This is a genomic window from Roseateles sp. DB2, from assembly GCF_051857535.1.
GTDB lineage: Bacteria > Pseudomonadota > Gammaproteobacteria > Burkholderiales > Burkholderiaceae_C > Roseateles_B.
Genome location: NZ_JBPZGY010000002.1, coordinates 456215 through 476050, shown reverse-complemented (window position 1 = coordinate 476050; position 19836 = coordinate 456215). Strand labels below are relative to the sequence as shown.

15 protein-coding genes are annotated in these 19836 nt (G+C 71.9%); 5 read left to right on the top strand and 10 right to left on the bottom strand.

Annotated elements, in window-relative coordinates:
- Positions 1-11 precede the first annotated feature (11 nt).
- The 5 genes from ACS5PK_RS04615 to ACS5PK_RS04595 form a co-directional block, all read right to left on the bottom strand.
- On the bottom strand, positions 12-1271 hold the full coding sequence (locus tag ACS5PK_RS04615; protein ID WP_439439076.1) for a TolC family protein: 1260 nt from the start codon (positions 1269-1271) through the stop codon (positions 12-14).
- Complete coding sequence (locus ACS5PK_RS04610; RefSeq protein ID WP_439439075.1) at positions 1268-1567, bottom strand: DUF3240 family protein; 300 nt, start codon at positions 1565-1567, stop codon at positions 1268-1270. The genes ACS5PK_RS04615 and ACS5PK_RS04610 overlap by 4 nt, the downstream gene beginning before the upstream one ends.
- The gene (locus ACS5PK_RS04605) at positions 1560-4652 is read right to left on the bottom strand and encodes an efflux RND transporter permease subunit (RefSeq protein WP_439439074.1); all 3093 of its coding nucleotides are present in this window, start codon (positions 4650-4652) and stop codon (positions 1560-1562) included. The genes ACS5PK_RS04610 and ACS5PK_RS04605 overlap by 8 nt, the downstream gene beginning before the upstream one ends.
- Position 4653: 1 nt before the next feature.
- Complete coding sequence (locus ACS5PK_RS04600; RefSeq protein WP_439439073.1) at positions 4654-5823, bottom strand: efflux RND transporter periplasmic adaptor subunit; 1170 nt, start codon at positions 5821-5823, stop codon at positions 4654-4656.
- Positions 5824-6012: 189 nt separating this feature from the next.
- On the bottom strand, positions 6013-6366 hold the full coding sequence (locus ACS5PK_RS04595) for a hypothetical protein (protein WP_439439072.1): 354 nt from the start codon (positions 6364-6366) through the stop codon (positions 6013-6015).
- 168 nt (positions 6367-6534) lie between these two features.
- On the opposite strand from ACS5PK_RS04595, the gene ACS5PK_RS04590 reads away from it, so the two are divergent.
- Entirely contained in the window at positions 6535-7113 is a 579-nt protein-coding gene (locus ACS5PK_RS04590) for a lysozyme (RefSeq protein ID WP_439439071.1), read from the top strand.
- A gap of 14 nt (positions 7114-7127) precedes the next feature.
- Here the strand turns inward: ACS5PK_RS04590 and ACS5PK_RS04585 are convergent, their stop codons facing one another.
- Entirely contained in the window at positions 7128-9707 is a 2580-nt protein-coding gene (locus ACS5PK_RS04585; RefSeq protein ID WP_439439070.1) for a cation-translocating P-type ATPase, read from the bottom strand.
- Positions 9708-9860: 153 nt separating this feature from the next.
- On the opposite strand from ACS5PK_RS04585, the gene ACS5PK_RS04580 reads away from it, so the two are divergent.
- The 4 genes from ACS5PK_RS04580 to ACS5PK_RS04565 all read left to right on the top strand — a co-directional run bounded on the left by ACS5PK_RS04580 (position 9861) and on the right by ACS5PK_RS04565 (position 16633).
- Positions 9861-10367 (top strand): c-type cytochrome, encoded by a 507-nt coding sequence (locus ACS5PK_RS04580; protein ID WP_439439069.1) that lies wholly within the window; start codon positions 9861-9863, stop codon positions 10365-10367.
- Positions 10368-10433: 66 nt separating this feature from the next.
- Positions 10434-10811 carry a response regulator transcription factor gene (locus tag ACS5PK_RS04575; protein ID WP_439439068.1) on the top strand — a complete coding sequence of 126 codons (378 nt, stop codon included), beginning with the start codon at positions 10434-10436 and terminating at the stop codon, positions 10809-10811.
- Between the two features lie 4 nt (positions 10812-10815).
- Complete coding sequence (locus tag ACS5PK_RS04570; RefSeq protein ID WP_439439067.1) at positions 10816-15672, top strand: PAS domain S-box protein; 4857 nt, start codon at positions 10816-10818, stop codon at positions 15670-15672.
- Entirely contained in the window at positions 15665-16633 is a 969-nt protein-coding gene (locus ACS5PK_RS04565; RefSeq protein ID WP_439439066.1) for a diguanylate cyclase domain-containing protein, read from the top strand. The genes ACS5PK_RS04570 and ACS5PK_RS04565 overlap by 8 nt, the downstream gene beginning before the upstream one ends.
- A 45-nt stretch (positions 16634-16678) precedes the next feature.
- Here the strand turns inward: ACS5PK_RS04565 and ACS5PK_RS04560 are convergent, their stop codons facing one another.
- From ACS5PK_RS04560 to ACS5PK_RS04545, 4 genes are read right to left on the bottom strand one after another with little or no spacing between them, the layout of a single operon-like run.
- Positions 16679-17128: a nuclear transport factor 2 family protein gene (locus ACS5PK_RS04560; protein ID WP_439439065.1), complete on the bottom strand. Its 450-nt coding sequence runs from the start codon at positions 17126-17128 to the stop codon at positions 16679-16681.
- Between the two features lie 39 nt (positions 17129-17167).
- Positions 17168-17968 carry an SDR family NAD(P)-dependent oxidoreductase gene (locus ACS5PK_RS04555; RefSeq protein ID WP_439439064.1) on the bottom strand — a complete coding sequence of 267 codons (801 nt, stop codon included), beginning with the start codon at positions 17966-17968 and terminating at the stop codon, positions 17168-17170.
- Positions 17959-18522 carry a DUF3833 domain-containing protein gene (locus ACS5PK_RS04550; protein WP_439439063.1) on the bottom strand — a complete coding sequence of 188 codons (564 nt, stop codon included), beginning with the start codon at positions 18520-18522 and terminating at the stop codon, positions 17959-17961. Before ACS5PK_RS04550 ends, ACS5PK_RS04555 begins: the two co-directional genes overlap by 10 nt.
- On the bottom strand, positions 18519-19835 hold the full coding sequence (locus ACS5PK_RS04545; RefSeq protein WP_439439062.1) for an MFS transporter: 1317 nt from the start codon (positions 19833-19835) through the stop codon (positions 18519-18521). The genes ACS5PK_RS04550 and ACS5PK_RS04545 overlap by 4 nt, the downstream gene beginning before the upstream one ends.
- Position 19836: the final 1 nt, after the last annotated feature.

Below are 19836 nucleotides of genomic sequence, written 5' to 3'. Positions count from 1 at the left end.
CCGGGCCGGGTTCAGTCGTGTGCCAGGCCCCAGATCTGGTGGGCATCGACCAGCAGCCGCGTGCGCGCCTGCTGGGCCTCCAGCCGAGCCTGCAGCTCGGCCCGCTCGGCCTCGGCCTGCAGGCGGCGGGACTGCACCAGGGCGGTGAGGTCCAGCTCGCCCAGCTCGTAGCCGCGCTGCACGCGGCGGCTGGCCTGGGTGGCGGCCTCGCGCTGGGCCTTCGCACGGGACCAGGCCTCCACGCCCCCGTCCCAGCGCGCCAGCAAGCCCCGCGCCTCGGCCTCCACCTCGGCCCGCACCCGGGCCAGATCAGCCCGGCTGGCCTCCGCCTCCGCCAGGGCCTGGCCCAGCCGTGCCTCGCGTTGCGCGCCGCCCAGGGGCAGGCTCAGGCTCAGGCCCAGCAGGCGTTCGCGGCGCGAGGCCTCTGAGGCCGTGTAGAGCCCCACCGTGGGATCGGGCCGGCGCTCCGCCGCCTGGCGCTGGGCATGCAGCTCGGCCTGCTCCGCCTGCAGGCGGGCGGACAGCAGCGCGTCGGACTCCTCGACCATGTGCGCCACCCAGTCCATCCCACCCGGGGCCTGCAACAGGGCCGGGGCGGGCAGGCTGGCGGCCGCGGGCACTTCAGCGGTGAAGCGCTGCAGCTGGATGCCGGCCTGGGCGAGCCGGGTCGCGGCCTCACGCTGCAGGCGCTGGGCCTCCGCCAGCTCGGCCTCGGCCCAGTCGAGGTCCAGGCGCGCGGCGTCGCCCGCCCGGTGGCGGCGGGCGACGGCCTCGCGCTGCTGCAGCGCCAGCGCCTGCTGGGACTCGGCCAGCGCCAGGCCCTCGCGAGCCGCCAGCAGACCCAGCCACAGCTCCGCCAGCTGGCGCGCCGCCTCGTGGCGGGCCTCGCCCAGCAGGGCCTGCGCCAGGCGCTGCCCTTGCTCGCCCAGGCGCCGGTCCAGCGCCGCCTTGCCCCACCAGCGCAGACTGCGCTCCAGGCCCAGGGACCACTCGCGGGATACGCCGCCTTCCTGGTAGCGCCGCTGCTGGGTCGTGGCCTTCAGCGTCCATTCGTGCGGTCCTGCGGCAAGCGCCCGGGCACCCTGCCGGGCGGCATCGAGCTGGGCCTGGGCGCGGCGCACCGGGGGCGACTGGTCCAGCCAGGCCTGGGCCTGAGCGTCGGCGGGCAGGGCAGCGTCCGCAGCGGGCGCCATCGTCTGGGCGACGCCGTTCGTGGCCATGCCGGCAAGGCTGATCGCCAGCAGGCAGGCCAGGGTCATTGCTCGCTTCACAGCAGGCCCTCCTCTTGCACAGGCAGGACCCAGTAGCGCAGGCCGGTGCCCGCGAACTGCCCGCGCAGCTGCTGCAGCAAGACCTGGCACCGCTCCCGCGCCAGCAGCACCTGCACCTGGCAGGCGCGACGGCGTCCCAGCACCTGTTCCAGCGGGCTCAGGGCCTGCGGCCCGGCACCGTGGCTGTCCACCACGCCGCTGGTGAAGGGCGCGTCGCCGGCCTGCACCAGCAGCAGGTCCAGCAGTTTCTCTTCCAGCTCGGGCGGGGCCACGAGGGTGAGGCAGCAGTCAGTCATTCGACATCTCCGCAAGAGGCGCACGCGGCGGCTGGCCGTGGCGCAGGTAGAGGATGGGCAGCAGGAACAAGGTCAGCGCGGTGGCCGTCAGCAGGCCGCCGATGACCACGATGGCCAAGGGCCGTTGGATCTCCGAACCCGGCCCGTCGGCGAACAGCAGGGGCACCAGGCCGAAAGCGGTGATGGCGGCCGTCATCAGCACCGGCCGCAGCCGCCGTTCGGCGCCCTGCACCACGCAGTCGCGCGGGCCCAGGCCTTCGGACTCCAACTGCCGGAAACAGCTCAGCAGCACCACGCCATTGAGCACCGCGATGCCCAGCAGCGCGATGAAGCCCACCGAGGCCGGCACCGAGAGGTACTCCCCCGTCAGCCCCAGCGCGAGCACGCCGCCGACCAGGGCGAAGGGGATGTTGCTCAGCACCAGCAGGGCCTGGCGCACCGAGCCGAAGGTGCTGAACAGGATCAGGAAGATCAGACCCAGCGCCAGCGGCACGACCAGGCCCAGGCGGGCCGCGGCGCGCTGCTGGTTCTCGAACTGCCCGCCCCAGCTGAGGCGGTAGCCCTGGGGCAGCGGCAGCTCCGCCGCGATGCGGGCCTGCGCCTCCTGCACGAAGCCGACGAGATCGCGACCGCTGACATTGGCCATCACCACGCCGTAGCGGCTGCCCATCTCGCGCTCGATCTTCACCGGGCCGGACTCCCGCTCCAGCCGCGCCACCTGGCTCAGCGCCACGCTGCCGTGGCCGGGCACCGGAATGCGCAGGGCCTCGAATTCCGCGGGCGAGACACGCAGCAGGTCCGGGCCCCGCAGCAGGATGGGCACGCGGCGCTGCCCCTCCATCACCTGGCCGGCGCGCAGGCCTTCCAGCTGCACGCGCAGCGCGTCCTGCAGGACCTCCACGCTGAGACCCTGCGCGCCCGTGGCCAGCGGGTCGATGCGCAGCTGCAGGTACTGAACGCCGTCGTTCTCGATGCGGAACACATCCTGGCTGCCGGGCACCGCCTTCAGCAGGCTTTCGATACGCGCGCTGAGCTGATTGAGGGTGGCCAGGTCCGGGCCGAAGACCTTGACCGCCAGGTCGCCGCGCACGCCCAGGATCATCTCGGAGATGCGCATCTCGATCGGCTGGGTGAAGCTGTAGCGTATGCCCGGGAAGCCCTCCAGCACCTCACGGATGCGGGCGATCAGCGCCTCCTTGTCGGCCAGCTGCCACTGCGCGCGAGGCTTGAGCACCAGGAAGCTGTCGGTCTGGTTCAGGCCCATGGGGTCCAGGCCGATCTCGTCCGATCCGGCCCGCGCGACCACGCCGGCGATCTCGGGAATGCGCATCAGCGCCTGCTGGATGCGCAGGTCCAGGGCCGCCGTCTGCTCCAGGCTCACCGAGGGCAGTTTCTCGATGCCCACGATGAGGTCGCCCTCGTCCATGGTCGGCAAAAAGGTCTTGCCGACCTGCGTGTAGACACCGCCTGCCAGCACCAGCAGGGCCACCGCGCCGGCCAGCACGTGGCCGGGCTTCGCCAGCGCGCGCTGCAGCAAGGGGCGGTACAGGCGCAGCAGCTGGCGCACCAGCCAGGGGTCCTCGTGCGGCAGCTTTTTCAGCAGGAATGAGGCCAGCACCGGGATCACCGTCAGCGACAGCAGCAGCGAGCCGGCCAGCGCGAAGACGATAGTCAGCGCCACTGGCGCGAAGTACTTGCCCTCCAGTCCTTCCAGGCTCAGCAGGGGCAGGAAGACCGTCGCGATGATCAGCACCCCGGCCGCCACCGGCGCGGCCACCTCGCGCACCGCCCGCAGCACGATGTGCAGGCGCGGCAGGCGGCCGCCCGCCGGCTCGTGGGCCAGTTGCTGAACGATGTTCTCGACCACCACCACCGCCGCGTCCACCAGCATGCCCAGGGCGATGGCCAGTCCGCCCAGGCTCATCAGGTTGGCCGACATGCCGGTGAGACGCATGAGCACGAAGGTCCACAGCGCCGCCAGCGGCAGCACCGCGGCCACGGCCACGGCCGCGCGCAGATTGCCCAGGAAGGCGCCCAGCAGCAGCAGCACCAGGACCGTGGCCTCCGCCAGGGCCCGGGCCACCGTGCCCACGGCCTTGTCGACCAGGGCCGCCCGGTTGTAGAAGACCTCGACCTTCACGCCCTCGGGCAGGGTCGGCTGCAGTTCGGCCAGCTTGCGCTCCACGCCCTCCACCACCTGGCGGGCATTGGCCCCGGCCAGGCCCAGCACCAGGCCTTCGACGGCCTCCTCGCGCCCATTGCGGGTCACGACGCCGTTGCGGGTGACGCTACCCTCGCGCAGCTCGGCCACATCGCCCAGGCGCACGAGCGCCCCGCCCTCGCGCTTCAGCACCAGGGCGCGCAGATCATCCAGGCCGCGCAGACTGCCCTCGCTGCGCACCAGCAACAGCTCCTCGCCTTCCTGCAGGCGGCCGGCGCCGTCGTTGCGGTTGTTGGCAGCGATGAGGGCCTGCACATCAGACAGGCCCAGCCCCAGGGCGGCCAGGCGGGACAGATCGGGCACGACCTCGAAGGCGCGCAGCTTGCCGCCCAGCACATTGACATCCGCCACGCCGGGCACGGTGCGCAGGGCCGGGCGGATGACCCAGTCCAGCAGCTCGCGGCGGGCCTGCAGGCTCATCCCCGGAGCCTCGACGGTGAACTGGTACATCTCGCCCAGCGGCGTGGTGATGGGCGCCATGCCGCCCGTGACGCCGGCCGGCAGCTCCGGCATCAAGGTGTTCAGGCGCTCGGCCACCTGCTGGCGGGCCCAGTAGACATCGGTGCCGTCGAGAAAGTCCACGGTGATGTCCACCAGGCCGTACTTGGACACCGAGCGCAGCATGCGCTGGCGCGGCAGGCCCAGCATCTCAACCTCCACCGGGGCGGCCAGGCGGCTCTCGACCTCGGTGGGCGTCATGCCCGGGGCCTGCAGGATGATCTTGACCTGTGTGCCCGAGACATCGGGAAAGGCGTCGATGGGCAGGCCGCGGAAGGCCCACCAGCCGGCGGCCACCAGCAGCAGGGCCGCCATCAGCACGATGAGGCGCTGGGCCAGGGAGAACTGGATGAGGCGGGTCAGCATTTCATTCGCCTCCGCTCAGGCCCAGCCAGGCGGCCTTGAGCGCCACCAGGCCGCTGACTGCGATCTGCTGGCCAGCCTGCAGATCGCCGCCCAGCTGCACCGCCTCCGCGCCCGTGCCCAGCACCGTGACGGGCAGCACACGAAAGCCTTGCGCCTCCCGCACGAAGACGTAGGCCTTCCCCTCATGGCGCACCAGGGCCGCGGCCGGTACGGACCAGGCGCTGCCCGGCGCCTGCGAAGGCAGGCGCACCTGCAGCAGCTCGCCGGGCCGCAGGCGCTCGCCGCCCTTCACGACACGGGCGCGCACCGGCAGGGTCTGGCTCTCCCCGACCACGCCGCCGACATGGCTCACGCGGGCCACGATGTCGCGGCCCGGGACCTGCAACTCGGCGCCCACGGCCAGCTCAGGCTGCCGTCCGGCGGGCCAGGCCAGCTCCAGCCAGGCCTCGCCGCCCTTGTTGAGGCGCAGCAGCACCTCGGCATCGCGCACACGCTGCCCGGGTCGCACCTCCAGCGACTCCACCTGGGCCGCCACCGGCGCACGCAGCAGCAGGGCCGGCTCCGGCGCCCCGCCCTGGCGCAGACGCTGCATCAGGGCAGCATCGCCGCCGCCCAGCTTCAGGGCGGCGCTGGCCTGCTGCAGGCGGGCGCGATCAGCCTCGGCCTGCACCCGCGCTTCCTGAAGGCGGCGCTCGGGAATCACGCCCTCCTCAAACAGGCGCTGCTCGCGTCGCAGCTGGGTCGCGGACAGGCCTTCGCGCGACTGCGCCTCCATCCAGCGCAGTTGCAGTTCGGCGAACTCCGGGCTTTGCAGGCGCAGCAGGGGCTGACCGGCGCGCACCAGGTCCTGCTCCTGGACCATCACCTCCTCCACCAGGCCGCCCACGCCGCTGCTGAGCACGCGCTGCGACTGCGGCGGCGCCTGCACGCGGGCACTGTGCAGCAGGCCCCCCGCGGCCGGCCCAGCATGCAAGGCCTGCAGGCGAACGCCCAGGGACTGCAGCTGGGCCGGCGTCACGGCCATGCTGGCCGGCGGTTTGGCGCCTTCGGCAGAGGCCGGGGAAACAGTCGTCAGCAGGGCCGCGGCAATGCCGGCCAGCATCTGGCGCCGCAGGGGCATGGCGGAGCGCGACACGGCCAGGGACTGGCCGCGCAAGGAATGGAAAGACATGCAGGACTCCACAAGGCCTCACGCGGCCTGATCGGAAGAAGACGGGGGACCGTGGGCGAGAAGCGGCGCAGCCGGCTCGGCCAGCCAGGGTGTGTGCCAGGCAAGACCTGGCACCGCGGAATTGCTCACGCTGGGCGGCAGCCGGCCCCAGGGCTTGGGGCGAGAGGCGGCGCGGCCGTGAGGGCGACGTCAGACCTGCCGGGGCGGCCGTTCTGGCGTGCCCGGCGCCGGGCTGAGCCAGGCCGGCAGCAGGGGCGAGCGCAGGGCCTGCGCCGCGAGGACCAGGGGCAGTGCCAGGGCCTTCGCCGGCAGGACCGGGGCCTGGCTGGCGGCGTCGTCCATGGCGTGCTGCAGGGAGGCGCCGGAGAGGTCCTGGTGAAGACCGCCGTCGGCATGGTGGTGATGCGGGGTCAGGCTTTGCCAATGCTGGCGCACACTGGAAGCCGCATCGCCCTGGGCAAACCAGGCGCCCAGCCCGGACAGGGTCAGGCCTTGCCACAGCAGGGTCATCAGCAGCAGCAGGGACAGTGGGCGGCAGCGCATGCGCCGGATTCTAGAGACCTCGCGCGCCCGAACCCAGGCGCCCCAGCGGCCAGCAAGGTGTTCATCTGCCCTTAAGAATGTCCCGACACGCCGACCATCCCTAAACCGTGGTAGCGCGGTGCCCCGTTTGGCGCTACCGTGCGGCCATCGTCCGCCCGGGAGTCCAACATGGCAAACCAGCAGCCCGCCCCCGTCACGCCGCCCGACACCAGTCCCTGGGATGGCGGCGTCCCAGCCGCCGCCACCGCGGTAGTCAAGCGCATCGAGGGCTTCTTCGCTCAGCCCTACGATGACAACGGCGCCCAGCCGGGCGGCACCTGGACCATAGGCTACGGCACCATCGTCGACGCCCAGGGCCATCGCGTCACGCCGCAGACGCCCCCCATCACCGAGGCCGAGGCCGACCAGCTGCTGCGCCGGGACATGGCCGGTGCCGCCCAAGACGTCCAGCAGCGGGTGCTGGTGCCGCTGCGCAGCTGTGAGGCCGCTGCGCTGATCTCCTGGGTCTACAACCTCGGCGCAGGCAATCTGGCCAAATCCACCCTGCTGCTGCGCCTGAACGCCAACCGCAAGTCCGAGGTGCCGGCCGAGATGCGCAAGTGGATCATGCAGGAGGGCCGCCCCGTGCTGGGCCTGCTGCGTCGGCGCTGGGCCGAGGCCGCCATCTTTGCCGGCATGGACGCCACGAATGCCTGCGTGCGGGCCTGGCGCGAAATCGACGACCTCTCCGACTGGCCGGCCTTCTGACCCCGCCCCCCCGCTCAGCCCCTGCGCTGCAGGCGAGCCGTGAGCGCGCCCGTCACCAGCAGGGTGCCCGCCATGGTTCCCAGCAGCCACAGGGCATCGCCCCAGGGCAGCAAGGCCAGGTGCAGCAGCTGGCGCAAGGCGGGCAGCCACAGCGCCACGCCCAGCACCAGCAGGGCTGCAGCGCTCACCGCCCAGAAGGTCCGTGCGGCTGGCCCCAGCAGGGAGCGCCAGCCCAGGCCCAGGCTGAGGTCCAGGCCCACCAGACCCAGATTGCCCAGGGTCAGGCCCAGCATGGCCAGCGTACGGGCCTGTTCGGTCGAACGGCCGGCATCCAGGGCCCAGGCATAGAGGCCCAGGGTCGCGAGCAGCAGGAGGGCGCCCTGCATCAGCGCCATCTGCAGCAGGCGCGGCGCCAGCAGCCCCTCCTCGCGCCGCCGCGGCGGCCGCTGCATCAGGTGCGGATGCTCGGGTGCGCCCTCGAAGGCCAGGGAGCAGATGGGGTCGATCACCATTTCCGTCAGCACCACATGCGCCGGCATCATCAGGGGCGGCAGGCCCAGCAGCACCGGCAGCAGGGCCAGTCCCGCGATGGGCACGTGGATGGCGACGATGTAGGCCATCACCCGGCGCAGGTTGTCGAAGATGCGCCGGCCCATGCGGATGCCGCCCACGATGCGGCCGAAGTCCTCGTCCAGCAGCACCAGGCCAGCGGCCTCACGGGCCACGTCGGTGCCGCGCACGCCCATGGCGATGCCCACATGCGCCGCCTTCAGCGCTGGCGCGTCATTGACACCGTCGCCCGTCATGGCCACGGTCTCGCCCAGGCGCTGGAAAGCCTGGACCAGGCGCAGCTTCTGCGCCGGCATGACGCGGGCAAAGACGCGCACCCGGCGCAGGGCCAGATCCAGGGCGGTGTCGTCCAGCGCGGCGATCTGCTCGCCCGTCAGCGCGCCGGCCTGCACCTCGATGCCGGCCTGGCGCGCGATGGCCAGGGCCGTGGCGGCGTGGTCGCCGGTGATCATGGCCACACCAACGCCCGCGGCGCGCGCCTGCGCGACGGCCTCGGGCACGCTGGCGCGCAGCGGGTCCTCGAAGCCCAGCAGGCCCTGCCATTCGAAGCCGTGGTCATGCGCCTGCAACGGCATCTCGCCAGCGCCCACGGGCCCGGCCGCCACGGCCAGCACGCGCAGGCCGGCCTCGGCCATGGCCTGGACCTTCGGGCGCAGCGCGGCCCAGCGCGCTTCGTCCAGATGGCAAAGGTCGGCCACCGCCTCAGGGGCGCCCTTGGCCGCGATCCAGCGCTGGCCGTCGGGCGCTGTCCAGACCTGGGAGAAGGCCAGAAGCGAGGGGCTCAGCGGGTATTCGTGCAGCAGCGTCCAGTCCGGGTGCAGGTGCTCGGAGCCCGCCAGGTCCGCATCGCCGCGCAGTAGCACGGCCTGGTCCATGGGGTCGGCGCCGCCGCGGCGCGAGGCCAGCATGCCGAACTCCAGCAGGCGGTGGACCGCCTCGGGCAGGGACGCGGCATCGGCCGGCCCCTTCAGCGGCAGGTCCAGCTCGGGCGTGCACAGGCGGCGCAGGCTCATGCGGTTCTCGGTCAGCGTGCCGGTCTTGTCCACGCACAGCAGGGTGGCCGACCCCAGGGCCTCGATCACCGCCGGGCGCCGCGCCAACACCTGGATGCGTGCAAGGCGCCAGGCGCCCAGGGCCAGGAAGACGGTCAGCGCCATCGGAAACTCTTCCGGCAGCAGGGCCATGCCGATGGCGATGCCCGACAGCAGGCCCTGCAGCCAGTCGCCCTCCCGCCAGCCATGCCACAGCACCAGCAGCAGGCTGGCGCCCAGCGCGGCACCGCCGAAGACCTGAACCACCCGGCGCAGCTGCTGCTGCAGGGGCGTGCTGCTGCTGTCGATGCCAGCCAGCGAGGCACCGATGCGCCCAAGCTGCGTCTGCCGCCCTGTGGCGCTCACCTCCAGCAGCCCATGGCCGGCCACGACCAGGGTGCCGGCATGCAGCCAGGGGCTGTCGTCGCCGCCGGGGGGCGGGGCGGCGTCGCGCGCGTCGTCGGGCACCCAGGGCCTCTTGCGCACGGGCACGGATTCGCCGGTCAGCAGTGATTCGTCGGCCGTCACGGCGCTGGCCTCGATGAGGCGGCCGTCCGCGGACACACGATCGCCCTCGCCCACGGCGATGAGGTCGCCAGGCACCAGCTCGCTGGCGGCGCGCCGCTGCCAGCGCCCCTCCCGCAGCAGGCGGACCTGCGGCTGGGCCAGCGAGCGCAGGGCATCCAGGGCATGGGCGCTGCGGCGCTCCTGCAGCACCACCAGCCCCACCGTCAGCAGGGCGAAGACGCTCAGCAGCAGCCCCTCGCCCAAGTCGCCCAGCACCAGGTAGATGGCCGCCGCCACCAGCAGGAGCAGGAACATGGGCTCGGTGGCCACGCTGCGCAGGGTCTGCAGCAGGCCCTGGCGCTCGTGGTCCTCGAGCACATTGGGCCCGAAGTGAGCCAGGCGCTCGCGGGCCTCGGCTTCGCTGAGGCCTGAAGGGGCAGAGGGGTTGTGCGCCGCGGCGGACGCGGGAGCGGAGGACGGCTGCATGGCGGGCGGGCGGAAGGCGGTGTCCGACTCTAGGGCAATCCGCCTGACCTGGATGTGACGCAGGGCCAGCGCTTGACATGGCTCAAGACAAGCCGGGGGCGACATGGCATGCTGGATCTCATCCGCCCTGCCGGCGCCTTTGCGAGAGCCATCATGCAAGACCTGCCCCCCCTGCCCCGCCCGGCCGCCCCGCGCCGTCGCCTCTGGACGGCCCTGGGCCTGTCGATGGCACTGGTGCTGGCCGGCTGCGGCGTCATCGTGCAAAACCGCCTGCCCGCCGAGGCCCTGGCACGCCAGAGCAAGGCGCCGGGCACGGTCTACACCGGCTGGCGCGTCTTTCAGGACAAGTGCGCCCGCTGCCACGGCGCGGATGCGACAGGCACGGCGCAGGCGCCAGACCTGAGCCTGCGGGTGCGCGACATGGGCGCCCGCCGTTTCATGGCCCTGGTGCTGAGCCGCTACGACTGGGCCCTGCCCGCCGGAGCCGACCCTGCCAGCCGCGAGGCCCAGCTCGATGCAGTGCTGCAGGGCCGCCAGGGCGCGCTGGCCATGCCGGCCTGGCAGGGCGAGCCGGTGGTGACGGCCCATATCGCCGATCTCTACGCCTACCTGGCCGCCCGTGCGGACGGCTCGCAAGGCCCGGGACGCCCGGCGCCCTGAGCTTGCCTCGCCACCGGCGGGGCTATGCTGCAGGTAAGAACGAAGGCTGACTGCAAGGGAGGTTCCATGCCAGCCAAGCGAATCTTGATCGTGGACGACCAGGCGGAGACCCGCCGGCTGGTCCGTTGGGGGCTCACGGACAGCGGATTCACGCTGCACGAGGCCGCCAATGCCGCTGGCGCCCTGCAGCTGGCCCGCGCCCTGCATCCCGAGCTCGTGATCCTGGACGTGGTGCTGCCCGGGGACACCGACGGACTCGCCCTGTGCCGGCAGTTCCGAGCCGACGCCGAACTCGCCACGCTGCGCGTGCTCATCCTCTCGGCCAACGCCGATCCCAAGGACCGGCTGGCGGCCATGGACGCCGGTGCGGACGCCTATCTGTCCAAGCCCTTCAGTCCGGTCGAGCTCGACCGGCAGGTCCAGGCCCTGCTGAGCAAGACCTGACCCCATGCTGCGCCCTCCCTGGCGATGGCTGCTGCTGCGCCGCCCGGAAGGGCTGGCGGCCACGGTGCTGCTGCTGGGGCTGCTCATCGCCGCCTGCTCGGGCATCTGGATTGAGCAGCGCGAGACCCGTAGCGCCCAGGCGCGCTTCGAGCGCCTGGCCGAGAGAGTGGAGCGCGAGGTGGCGCGGCGCCTGCAGCTGCCGGTCTACGGCATGCACGGCGCGCGCGGGCTGTTCGCGGCCACGGGCCACGTCACCCTGCCCGAGTTCCGGACCTATGTGGACTCTCGGCAGCTGGCGCAGGAGTTTCCCGGCATCCGGGGCTTCGGGCTGATCGAGCGGGTACAGGAGGAGGCGCTGGCGTCCTTCATCGACGCCCGTCGGCGCGAAGGCCAGCCCGACTATGCCGTGCAGAGCCTGGCGCCAGGCGGCACTCATTACCTGATCAAGTACATCGAACCCCTGGCCGCCAACCGACCTGCCCTGGGGCTGGACCTGGCCGGAGACGCCATACGCCGGCAGGCGGTGGAGCAGGCCATTGACACCGGCAACCCCGTCATCAGCGATCGCCTGACGCTGCGCCAGGACGCCTCGCAGTCCGTTGGCTTCTTGCTGCTGGTGCCCTTCTATCGTCCAGGCAGCGACCCATTGACCGTCGAGCAGCGGCGCCGGGCCCTGATGGGCTTGCTCTTCGCCCCCCTGGTCGCTCACGAGATGTTCGAGCAGCTGGGCTACGTCACCGACGGCCAGTTGGCCGTGTCCCTCTATGCCGGCGAGCAGGCGGACGCGGCGCAGCTGATCCACCGCTCCGATCCCGAGCTGGACGAGCAGGACGCCGCCTTCAGGACCTGGCGCACCCTCACCGTCGCCCAGCGCCAGCTCAGCGTGCAGGGCCTCAGCACACCACTCTTCGAGCAGTCCTCGGTGAGCCTGGGCTGGCTGGGCGTCACCGTCGGGGGCGCCCTGCTCAGCACTGCCCTCGCCTTTGCGACCTGGCTGCTGGCCTCCGCCCGCCTGCGCGCCGAGGCACTGGCCCATGCCATGACCGCCGACCTGCAGCGCCTGGCCCTGGTCGCCCGCGGCACCTCCAACGCGGTGATCGCCACGGACGTGCAGCTGCGCATCAACTGGGTCAATGAAGGCTTCACCCGCATCACCGGCTACAGCGCCGAGGAGGTGCTGGGCCGCACGCCGGCCGAGGTGCTCAGCAGTGGTCAGGCCGCGCCGGAAACCCTGCACACCCTGGCGGAGGCCGTGCGCGAGGGCAAGGGATGCCGCGTGGAAATCCTCAACCGCCGCAAGGACGGCCGCCTCAACTGGGTGGACACCGAGCTGCAGCCCGTGCGAGACGAGGACGGCACGCTGACCGGCTTCATCGAGATCGCCCTGGACATCACCGAGCGCAAGACCGCCGCCGAGCAACTGGCTCGCGAGCAGCTGCGCCTGCAGAGCATCATTGATGGCACCGGCGCCGGCACCTGGGAATGGGACCTCGCCCATGACACGGTGCGCTTCAACGAGGAATGGGCCCAGATGCTGGGCTATACCCTGGCTGACCTGGAACCTATCACCAAGAAGACCTGGGAGCGCCTGGCCCACCCGGAGGACCTGCAACGGGCCACGCGCGTCCTCATGGAGCACCTGCAGGGATCGGCGCCGCAGTACGAAGCCGAGATGCGTCTGCGTCACCGGGACGGGCACTGGGTCTGGGTCATGACGCGCGGCAAGGTCGCCACCCGCGACGCGCAGGGGCAGCCGCTGCTGGTAGCGGGCACGCATCTGGACATCAGCAGGCGCAAGCGCATCGAACAGGACCTGCGCAACAACGAGGCTGTCCTCGAGCAGGCGGGCCGCATTGCCGGCGTGGGTGCCTGGCAGGTCGAGCTGGGATCACAGCGCCTGCACTGGAGCGTCCAGATGTTCAGGCTCCATGATCTGGACCCCGCATCGCCCCAGCCCAGCCTGGAGGAGGCCCTGCGCTTCTTCGATGCCGATACCCGCGAGCGGATCGCTGCGGCCACCCACGCATTGGTGACTGAGGGCTTGCCTCAGGACCTGGAGCTGCGCCTCATCACCGCCCAGGGGCGGGAGATCTGGGTGCGCTCGGTGGCCCAACCTGAGTTCGAGGGCGAGCGTGTGGTGCGCATCGTCGGCACCTTGCAGGACATCACGGAGCGGCGCCGGCTCGAAGACTCCCTGCGCCGCAACCACGACGTGCTGCGCAGCGTGCTGGAAAACCTGCCCTGCGGCCTCAGCGTGTTCGATGCGCAACTGCACCTGGTCGCCGACAACCAGCTCTTCCGCGAGCTGCTGGGCTTCCCGCCCCAGCTCTTCGAGGCCGAGCTGCGCGGCGAGCCGGTCCAGTTCGAGGAGATCATCCGTTTCAATGCCCAGCGCGGTGAATACGGCGAGAGCCAGGACCTGGACGCCACGGTGAACGCCATCATCGAGCGGGCCCGCCGCCCGACCCTGCACCAGTTCGAGCGCACGCGGCCCGACGGCACGGTGCTGGACATCCGCGGCGCCCCCATGCCGGGCGGCGGCTTCGTCACCACCTACATCGACGTGACCCAGCAGCGCCACGCCGCCCAGGAGCTGGCCAAGGCCATGATGCTGCAGAAGGCCGTGATGGATGCCTCGAGCAAGGTCGCCATCATGGGCTCCAACCGCCAGCGCATCGTCAACGTCTTCAACAAGGGCGCCGAGCTGATGACCGGCTACAGCGCGGCCGAGATGATCGGCAAGGCCCGTGCCAGCGCCCTGTTCGATCCCGTGGAGCTGGAGGCCTATGGCCGCGAGGTCTCGGAGCAGGTGGGCGAGCCGCTCAGCGGATTCGCCGCTCTCGTGCATCCCTCCCAGCTGGGCCGCGAGGTGGAGTGCCACTACGTGCGCAAGGATGGCAGCAGCTTCCCGGCCCTGCGCGTGGTCACCGAGATGCGCACGCCCGACGGCGAGCTGTTCGGCTACCTGGGCGTGGGCTTCGACATCAGCCGCCAGAAGCAGACCGAGGCCGAGCTGCGCGAGGCCACCGCCGCCGCCGAGGCCGCCAGCGCCGCCATGGGCCAGTTCCTGGCCAATATGAGCCACGAGATCCGCACGCCCATGAACGCGGTGCTGGGCCTGCTGCAGCTGCTGCAGCGCACGCCGCTGGACGAGCGCCAGCGCGACTACGTCAGCAAGACCGAGCGCGCCGGGCGCTCGCTGCTGGGCCTGCTCAACGACATCCTGGACTTCTCCAAGATCGAGGCCGGCAAGATGCAGGTGGACAGGCACCCCTTCTCGCCCCAGACCCTGCTGGACGACCTGCGGGTCATCCTCACTGGCAACGTGCGGCACCGTCCTCTTGCATTGCATTTCGAGCTGGACCCGGCCCTGCCGCCGGCCCTGCTGGGCGACAGCCTGCGCCTGCAGCAGGTGCTGATCAACCTGGGCGGCAACGCGATCAAGTTCACGGCCGAGGGCCAGGTGCGGGTGAGCCTGCGGCGCGAGCCGCCGCTGGCAGAGGACCCGCCGGGCAGCGTGCGCCTGCAGTTCCGCGTCAGCGACACCGGCATCGGCATCGACCCCGCCCACCAGCAGAAGATATTCGAGGGCTTCACCCAGGCCGAGGCCTCGACCACGCGCCGCTTCGGCGGCACCGGCCTGGGCCTGTCCATCAGCCAGCGCCTGGTGCAGCTGATGGGCGGCCAGCTGCAGCTGCACAGCACGCCGGGACAGGGCAGCGAGTTCTTCTTCAGCCTGACCCTGCCCGAGGCCGACCCCGCCTCACTCCCCGCGCCCGTGGCCAGCATGCCGGCGGGTGGCCGCCAGCGACTGCAGGGCCTGCGCCTGCTGGTGGTCGAGGACAACCGCATCAACCAGCAGGTGGCGCGCGAGCTGCTGGAGGACGAGGGCGCCACCATCGAGGTGGCCGGCAACGGCGCCCTGGCCCTGCAGCGCCTGGCCGAGGACGCGGCCTTCGACCTGATCCTGATGGACGTGCAGATGCCCGAGATGGATGGCTACACCGCCACGCGCGCCCTCCGCGCCGACGCCCGCCTGGCCGCCCTGCCCGTCATCGCCATGACGGCCAACACCATGGAAGGTGATCGCGAAGCCGCGCGTGCCGCGGGCATGGATGGCCACGTGGGCAAACCCTTCGAGATCGACGAGCTGGTGGCCGTGATCAACCGCCGCCTGGGGCGCACGCAGGCCACGGGGGCCCCCGCCGAGGCGCCAGCGCCCGGCAGCGCACCGGTCCCGCCAGCGCTGCAGGCCCAGGGCATGGCGCTGGGGCTGGACCTGGCCGACGGCCTCGCTCGGCTGATGGGCAGGCCGGATCGCTACCTGCGCATCTGCCGGGGCTTCGTGGAGGACACCGCGGCCCTGGAAGCCCGCCTGCAGCCCCTGCTGGACGCCTGCCGATGGACCGAGGCCGCCGCCCTGCTCCACGGTCTGCGCGGCCTGGCCGCCACCGTCGGCGCCCGCCGCCTGGCGGACCTCGCTGGCCGCTGCGAACAGGTCTACAAGAAAGGCGAGGCGGCGGCACCGGCCGAAGTCCAGGCCCTGCTGCAGGCGGCCTCGCTGGCCCGGGAACTGCTCCCCCTGGCACAGGCCCTGCAGCCCACGCCCGCGCCTGAGGACGCGGGGCAAGTCGTCTTCGATCCCCGGCCCTTGCGTGAGGCTCTGGCCGCCCTGCGCACGCGCCTGGCCGAATCCGACATGGCCGCGTTCGACTCGTTGGAGCAGCTGCGGCCCCTGTGTGAGTCGCGGCCCGCACTGGCCGAACCCTTCGACGCCCTGGACCAGGCCATGGCAGGTCTGGACTTCGTGGCAGCTGACCTCAGCTGCCAGCAGATGCTGGACGCCCTGCCCCATGACTGAGCACCCCTTCGACTTCAAGCTGCCCCAGGACCGCAAGCCGCGCCTGCTGCTGGTGGACGACCTGCCCCTGAACATCCAGGCCCTGCACCAGGTCTTCGCCGCCGACTGCCAGGTGCTGATGGCCACCAGCGGCGAGCAGGCCCTGGCCCTCTGCGCCCGGCAGCCCCCCGACCTCATCCTGCTGGACCTGATGATGCCGGGCATGGATGGCTTCGAAGTCTGCCGCCGCATCAAGGCCGATCCGGCCCTGGCCGACATCCCGGTGATCTTCCTGACCGCGGACCAGGACGAGGCCACCGAGGAACGAGGCCTGGAATGCGGCGCCGTAGACTTCGTCACCAAGCCCTTCCGGCCCTCGGTGATGCGCAGCCGGGTGAAGACCCACCTCACCCTCAAGTTCCAGACCGACCTGCTGCGACAGCAGGCCTTGATCGATGGCCTGACCGGGCTCTACAACCGGCGCTTCTTCGACAAACGTGCGGTCGGCGAGTTGCAGCGCGCCCAGCGCAATGGCAGCGGCCTGGCCCTGATGTTGGTCGACGTGGACTTCTTCAAGCGCTACAACGACCACTACGGCCACCTGGCCGGCGACGACGCGCTGCGCGCAGTGGCCACGGCCTTGCGCAGCCAGCTCCGTCGGCCGGGGGACCTGGCTTTTCGCTACGGCGGCGAGGAGTTCGCAGTGCTGCTCGCGGAAACAACGCTCGATGGCGCTCGCGTGGTCGCACAGGCCCTGGAAGCCGCGGTGCGCCAGCTGGCGATGCCGCATGCACAGTCCGAAGTGGCGCCAGTGCTGACCGTCAGCATCGGCGGCGTCTGCGGCGCCGCGCCGCAGGACCTGCCCCTCACGGACTGGATGCGGCAGGCAGACCAGCAGCTCTACCTCAGCAAGGCACGCGGGCGCGCACAGGCCCTGATCGAGCCTCTGGCTGTCCCCACAACAGCAGCGCCAGACTCCTGAGAGCCCACTGGCGCCATGGCAGGAGGGTCGGCGAAAGGCCAGGGCTCAGCCCTGGGCCGGCGTGGCCAGCCTGCCGCGCAGCCAGCGCATCAGGCGGCCGATGAGGGGCAGCTTCTCGTAGAGTTCCTCGGCGGCATCCCAGTAGTCGCGGTGTTCCAGCACCTGGCCCTGGGCGCCGTAGCGGATGCAGCTGGCACCGTGGACGTGCCAGGTCTTGCCGTCAGCCTCGCGGCGAAACTCGAAATCCCAGCTCAGGAAGGCCATGTCGGCCTCGGTGACGGTGTGCAGCACCGTGAAGCGCGGCGCGACGAGCACCTCGAACATATGGGCAAAGATGCGCTGGATGGCCGCACGCCCGCGGACCTCGTTGAAGGGGTCCTTGAAGCTGGCGGCCTCGCCGTAGAGTTGCATCAGCGCGGGCAGGGTCGTGGGGCTCAGGGCCTCGTAGGCCTGCACGAGGCGGGCTGTGCGGGGGTCCAGGGACAGGGCAGACATGGGCAAACTCGTCAATGAGGCGGGATCGAGGCCCCGGCCTCAGGGGCCGGTGGCGCGGCGCACCGCAGCGAAGTACCAGGCATCAGGCAGGAAGCGCAGCCAGCGCATCCAGCGGGTGAAGCGCCGGGGAAAGTGGATCTCGAAAAGGCCCTGCGCCCAGCCGCGCAGCATCTCCTGCGCGGCCTCCTCGGCGCTGATCAGGGCCGGCATCTCGAAGTCATTCTGCTTCGTCAGGGGTGTGGCCACGAAGCCGGGATTGACGATGGACACGCCCAGGCCGCGCGGCCGCAAATCCAGGTGCAGGATCTCTGCCAGGTTGTGCAGGGCGGCCTTGGTGGGCCCGTAGGCCAGGGCCTTGGGCAGGCCGCGGTAGCCCGCCACGCTGCCCACCAGGCTCAGGTGGCCCGCCCCGGCGGCCAACATGGGCGGCACGATGAGGGGCAGCAGGTGCAAGGCGCCCCGGTAGTTGACGTCCAGGTGGCGCTGCAGCTCGGGCGGGTCCAGTTCGGTCGCGCGCTGCGGCCGGTAGTGGCCGGCGCAGTAAACCACCAGATGGGGTGCCCCACCCGCCCAGACCAGCACCTGGGCTGCCGCCTGCTGCAGGGACTGCACGTCCGTCACGTTCAGCGGCAGGGCGCGGCTGCCGGGATGGGCGGTCTCGAATTCGCGCAAGGCCCGTTCGCTGCGCGCCGACACGATCACCCGCGCGCCCTCGCGGTGCAAAGCCTCAGCCAGCGCGCGGCCGATGCCCGAGGAGGCGCCCACCAGCCAGACCCACTGCCCGGCCCAGTCGCGCAAGGGAGGATTGAGCGGGCGCAGCAGTGACAGCTTCAGCGGCATGTCGTGCTCCCCGCCTCGTCCTTGGTGAACACCAGGGTGACGTCACCCAGGTGCAGGCCCCATTTGCTCATGGCCGAGCGGTTGAGCACGGTGCGCTCGTCCATGCGGAACATCCAGTCGTCCAAGGCCACATGCCAGACACGGCCGTCCACGGGCAGGGCCAGTGTGTATTTCCACTGGAAGGCGTTGCCGGCCTGCGCGCCGAAGGCCTCGCCGACGACATCGTCCGCCTGCCCGCTGTAGCGGCCCTGGCCCAGGTGGCGCAGGCGCCACAGCCGGCGCTGGGTACTGCCGTCGCTGTAGGTGAAGTGCTCGTCCAGCGTGCCCTCTTCGCCCTGCCAGCGGCCTTCCATGCGCACATGGAAGCGTTTGACCACGCGTCCGGCGCGGTCGGTAAACAGGCCCTGGGCCTGCAGGCAGCCTTGCAGATAGCTGCGCAAGTCCAGGGTGGGCTGCTCCTGGGCATAGTCCTGCACCTGCGGACCGGCGCAGCCGCTCAGGGCCGCGGCCAGGGTCAGCAGCGCGACAGGGCTCAGGCGGCGAGGGATCTTCATGTGGCACTCCAGGAGGGATGGACACGCTCCAGGCGCCACAGCAGGGCCAGCGCCAGGAGCTTGAGCAGGCAGGGCAGGCCGGCGTAGGCCCAGGCCAGGGTGTCCAGGGCGGCGGTATCGCGCGTGCCGGGCGCATAGCCCAGGCTGGCCAGCAGGGGCAGGGCCAGGCCGGCAGCCAGGGCGAGGTTGAGCTTGCTGGCGCAGGTCCACCAGCCGAGGAACTGGCCTTCGCGGCCGGGGCCGTCGGGATGGTGGTGGATCAGGCCGGTCAGCAGGGCGGTCGGCAGGGCCAGGTCCGCCCCCAGGGCCAGCCCGCTGGCCATGCAAACCAGCAGGAAGGCCGGCGCATCGCCTGCCGCCAGCCAGGGCGTGGCGGCGAAGCCCAGCACGCTGAGCAGCATGCCCCCCCGCCAGGCCGGCGCCAGGCCTACGCGGCCGGCCAGGGCAGCCCAGGCGGGCAGGCCCACGGCCCCGGCCGCGAAATAGGCCAGCAGCAGGACTGGCTGCCAGTCCGCGGCCATCAGCCGGTCGCTGACGAAAAAAGGCAGCAGCGTGGCGGGAATGGCGCTGGCCGTGCCATTGATCAGGAAGACGGCCAGCAGGTGGCGAAAGTCCGCCTGCCGCCAGGGTGAGGGCAGCGCGGTGCCGTCGGCAGGGTGGGCCACGGCAGCCACGGGGGGCGCTGATGAGGCCAGCGTCCACAGGCCCCACAGGCCCAGGACCAGCGCGCAGCCCAGGGCGAGGCTGGTACCGCCCGTGCCCAGCAGCCAGGGCAGACCGCTGGCCACCAGCACCCCCAGCAGCGTGGCGCCCTCGCGCCAGGCGGTGACGCGTGTGCGCCAGGCCACGGAGCCCCCCCAGCGCGTGCCCCAGCCCTGGTGCAGCAGGCTCAGGGCGCTGAAGGCCAGGGTGCAGACGCCCAGGCTGAGCACCAGCCAGACCCAGGCGCGCCGCCACTCGCCGGCAGGCGGCTGCCACAGCCCGGCAAAGGCCAGGGCAAGCACCAGGGCCATCAGCGCGGCAGCCCCCCAGGCCGTGCGCGCTCCTTGCTGCAGGAGGCGGTCGGCGCGGCGGCCCAGCCAGGGATCGACCAGCGCATCCAGGGCCCGCAGGCCCAGCAGCGTGGCGCCCAGCACTGTCAGCGGCACACCCGCCTGCGTGGCGTAGTGATGGGGCAGGCTCACGTACAGCGGCAGGGACACGAAGGCCAGCGGCAGCGCGAGTGCGCCATAGGCCAGGCCCTGTCGCCAGGGCAGCCGGGCGGCCTGCGACCCGCGGGTCGCCAGCTCAAGCGGTGGGCGGGCCGCATCCATG

Excerpts from the sequence above, each read along its gene's own strand:
- ACS5PK_RS04610 (WP_439439075.1), bottom strand. The coding sequence starts at position 1,567 with ATGACTGACTGCTGCCTCACCCTCGTGGCCCCGCCCGAGCTGGAAGAG.
- ACS5PK_RS04605 (WP_439439074.1), bottom strand. The coding sequence starts at position 4,652 with ATGCTGACCCGCCTCATCCAGTTCTCCCTGGCCCAGCGCCTCATCGTG.
- ACS5PK_RS04600 (WP_439439073.1), bottom strand. The coding sequence starts at position 5,823 with ATGTCTTTCCATTCCTTGCGCGGCCAGTCCCTGGCCGTGTCGCGCTCC.
- ACS5PK_RS04595 (WP_439439072.1), bottom strand. The coding sequence starts at position 6,366 with ATGCGCTGCCGCCCACTGTCCCTGCTGCTGCTGATGACCCTGCTGTGG.
- ACS5PK_RS04590 (WP_439439071.1), top strand. The coding sequence starts at position 6,535 with ATGGCAAACCAGCAGCCCGCCCCCGTCACGCCGCCCGACACCAGTCCC.
- ACS5PK_RS04585 (WP_439439070.1), bottom strand. The coding sequence starts at position 9,707 with ATGCAGCCGTCCTCCGCTCCCGCGTCCGCCGCGGCGCACAACCCCTCT.
- ACS5PK_RS04580 (WP_439439069.1), top strand. The coding sequence starts at position 9,861 with ATGCAAGACCTGCCCCCCCTGCCCCGCCCGGCCGCCCCGCGCCGTCGC.
- ACS5PK_RS04575 (WP_439439068.1), top strand. The coding sequence starts at position 10,434 with ATGCCAGCCAAGCGAATCTTGATCGTGGACGACCAGGCGGAGACCCGC.
- ACS5PK_RS04570 (WP_439439067.1), top strand. The coding sequence starts at position 10,816 with ATGCTGCGCCCTCCCTGGCGATGGCTGCTGCTGCGCCGCCCGGAAGGG.
- ACS5PK_RS04565 (WP_439439066.1), top strand. The coding sequence starts at position 15,665 with ATGACTGAGCACCCCTTCGACTTCAAGCTGCCCCAGGACCGCAAGCCG.
- ACS5PK_RS04560 (WP_439439065.1), bottom strand. The coding sequence starts at position 17,128 with ATGTCTGCCCTGTCCCTGGACCCCCGCACAGCCCGCCTCGTGCAGGCC.
- ACS5PK_RS04555 (WP_439439064.1), bottom strand. The coding sequence starts at position 17,968 with ATGCCGCTGAAGCTGTCACTGCTGCGCCCGCTCAATCCTCCCTTGCGC.
- ACS5PK_RS04550 (WP_439439063.1), bottom strand. The coding sequence starts at position 18,522 with ATGAAGATCCCTCGCCGCCTGAGCCCTGTCGCGCTGCTGACCCTGGCC.
- ACS5PK_RS04545 (WP_439439062.1), bottom strand. The coding sequence starts at position 19,835 with ATGGATGCGGCCCGCCCACCGCTTGAGCTGGCGACCCGCGGGTCGCAG.